Origin of the sequence: Candidatus Sodalis sp. SoCistrobi (assembly GCF_900143145.1) — a bacterium.
Taxonomy (GTDB): domain Bacteria; phylum Pseudomonadota; class Gammaproteobacteria; order Enterobacterales; family Enterobacteriaceae; genus SoCistrobi.
The window spans coordinates 1-3,077 of sequence record NZ_FRDB01000283.1 but is presented as its reverse complement, the minus strand read 5'-3'; the positions used below and the strand labels follow the sequence as shown (position 1 = coordinate 3,077).

At 53.6% G+C, this 3,077-nt stretch carries 2 protein-coding genes and 1 pseudogene; 1 reads left to right on the top strand and 2 read right to left on the bottom strand.

Annotated elements, in window-relative coordinates:
* Positions 1-1,360 (top strand): flagellar biosynthesis protein FlhF (locus CINSTRO3249_RS14445; RefSeq protein ID WP_254304262.1); only part of this gene is annotated, 1,360 nt, incomplete at its 5' end.
* Positions 1,361-1,377: 17 nt separating this feature from the next.
* Here CINSTRO3249_RS14445 and bglX read toward each other — a convergent pair.
* Both bglX and CINSTRO3249_RS14435 read right to left on the bottom strand, forming a co-directional pair.
* Positions 1,378-2,808, bottom strand: a pseudogene (gene bglX, locus CINSTRO3249_RS14440) (beta-glucosidase BglX); the annotation flags it as partial.
* Between the two features lie 40 nt (positions 2,809-2,848).
* Positions 2,849-3,077: integrase core domain-containing protein (locus CINSTRO3249_RS14435; RefSeq protein WP_143146879.1), on the bottom strand; the 229-nt coding region annotated here is incomplete at its 5' end.

Below are 3,077 nucleotides of genomic sequence, written 5' to 3'. Positions count from 1 at the left end.
CATAGGTATCTACACATTTATCGTGATACCTGTTATTACTTTGCAGAATGATTTCAACCTATCTGTTGGCGGGATTGACTCTCGCCTTACCCGCCGATATCAGACGCTGGTTAAACAGCATATGACGCCCGCGGCTCTTCTTGCTTCTGCGGTTAAAGACCTCGCAAGTGCTCAAAAATCAACTTTCGCAACTACCCAAGCTGTCTGGCGTTTTCTGAATAATAAGCGAATTAGCTTCAGTCAACTCAATGAGCCAATTATTTCGCTAGCACTTGAGCAAATTTCGCTTAGCCCGCATCCATACGCTCTCGTTGTTCATGATTGGTCACGTTTACAATTTCTTTACCATCATGCCAAATACGGACGCTTAAAAATGACGCACGGTGGCGATGTTGGATATGAACTTCAAAGCAGCTTGCTGGTTGATGCTGGCACGGGTTTGCCAATAGCGCCTCTATCTCAGACACTTACCGATGCAACCGGTTGTCATTCAACGTTGGCGGAAGGACTGTCCGAACGGCAGACACATATGGACGCCTTGACGACCGATATTGCCCGTGTGGAATCGCTTAATATAGGTAAAAAGCTGATTCATATAATTGATAGAGAGGGTGACTCTATTGGACATATGCGGACGTTGAGTACTCAAGGAATATGCTGGCTTATCCGAGGAAAAGAAGGACATGGTGCAGAGTGGCAAGGTAATTCATTGAAAATTGGTGAGATTGCTGCTCTTCTGCCATACAACGGATGCGGACAGGTAGACTGGAAAGGGAAAAAAGCTGATATGGAAATCAGTGAAACCTCGATAGTCATAACCCGAGCTGCGCAGCAGAAGCGTAAAGATAAAGAAACCGGCCGCCGCATAAAAATCCAACCTGGAGAGCCTCTGACGGTCAGATTGGTTGTTGTTCGGCTTACGGATGATCTCGGTAATGTGGTGGGACGCTGGACGCTGCTTACAAACGTTTGCAGCGAGATCACCTGCGAGGAAGTAGCTCGTTGGTATTACTGGCGCTGGAATATTGAATCATTTTTTAAGTTGCTGAAAGGTGCCGGACATGACGTAGAAACATGGCTTCAGCGCAGCGCGCCAGCCGTACTACGCAGGTTGTTAATAGCCAGTATGGCTGCTGTTCTGGTATGGCGGCTGCAACGCGCTGAAGGAGAAGAAAATGCGGCAGCCCGCCAGCTGATATGTCGCTTGTCAGGACGACAGCAAAAGCGAGGCCGCAGAGAGAGCGCTCCTGCTCTGCTCGCTGGCCTATCCATCTTGTTGAATACACTAAAATTATTATCGGAATATAGTCTGGAAGAACTTACTCATTTAGCGAGAGTTGCTCTTAAGCCTCCTCCCTGATGTGTAGATACCTATGCTTCGGTACCGGGGAACCAGGCCTCAAGCAGCGCGTCCGCCTGCTGGTTTTCCTGCACCAGCGCCAGCGGCCGTCCGTTTAACAGTACCACCACCAACGGTTTGCCGGTGGCCTTGAGCGCGCGCAGCAGCCGGCGCTGGCTTTCTGGAATAGTAATATCGCTACGGCTGGAGGCTTCATGCGCCATGCCCTGCGCTTCACCGACCGCGGCGATGATGACATCCGCCTGCCGGGCGGTGCGCACCGCTTCGTCAATCATCGCTTGCGGGGTACGCGGGTCGACTTTGACGGTTTGTTCATATTGATTGAGGTAGGCTATCAAATCTTGGTGATCGGTAATATTGGCACCGCGGGCATAAAGCACTTTTGCCTTGTCGCCTACCGCGTTACGGATCCCCTCAAACAGGGTGACGGATTGATCGGCGCGCCCTGCGGCGGACCAGCTGCCCATAATGTCGCGCTTGCTGTCGGCCAGCGGACCGACCACCGCCAGGGTGCCCTGTTTTGGCAACGGCAGCGTGTTGAGGCGGTTTTTCAACAGCACCAGACTCTCGCGCGCGACCTGCCGCGCCTCGGCGCGGTGTAGGCGGCTTTCCGCATTGGTGTCCGCCGGATCGCTGCCCGCCGGCCCGAGATGCACATACGGGTCGCGGAACAGTCCCATATCATATTTGACGTTCAGAACATGGCGCACCGCATCATCAAGCGTGGCCTGGCTCACTTCGCCGCGCTGAATCAGCCCCGGCAAATATTTCAGGAAATATTCATCGCTCATACTCATATTGATGCCGGCGTTAATCGCCATTTTCGCCGCCTGTTCGGGATCTGCCGCCACGCCATGCTTAATTAGCTCTTTGATAGCGCCATGGTCGCTGACGGTAATACCGGTGAAATGCCACGCTTTGCGCAACACATCCTGCAACAACCAGCTGTCCACCGTGGCCGGCTTCCCATTGACGGAATTCAGCGCCACCATTACGCCACCGCTGCCGGCATCAAGCGCCGCTTTATAGGGCGGCATGTAATCTTGAAACATCTTTTGCGGGCTCATGTCCACGCTATTGTAATCTCGGCCGCCTTCCACCGCGCCATACAGGGCGAAGTGTTTAACGCTGGTCATCAGCGCATGACGATCGCCGGGATTTTTGCCTTGAATGGCGCTCACCAGCGTGCGGCCGATTTCCCCCGTCAGAAAGGTATCTTCGCCCAGCCCTTCCGACACGCGGCCCCAGCGCGGATCCCGTGTGATATCCACCATCGGCGCCCAGGTCAAATTCAGGCCGTCTTCGCTGCCCTCATAGGCGGCAATCCGGCCGCTGGTGGCGACCGCCTGCAGATCCCAACTGGCGGCCAATCCGAGACTGATGGGGAATATGGTGCGCTGACCATGCACGATATCGTAGGCGAAAAACAGCGGAATTTTCAGGCGGCTTGAATAACCCCGAGTTTATTAGAGAGTAATTTTGGCAATACTACGCCGCTTCCTCTGATGCTAATTGCAAAGCGTAATAGTTCATTTCGGCTTCAGTAGGAGGGATGTAACCCAGCCGCCCGAGCAGCCTTCTGTTGTTGTACCAGTCCACCCAGTCCAGCGTGGCCAACTCCACTTCCGTCCGGTTTTTCCAGCTCCCGCGGTGGATAACCTCCGTTTTGTACAACCCGTTGATACTCTCTGCCATCGCATTATCGTAGGAGTCGCCG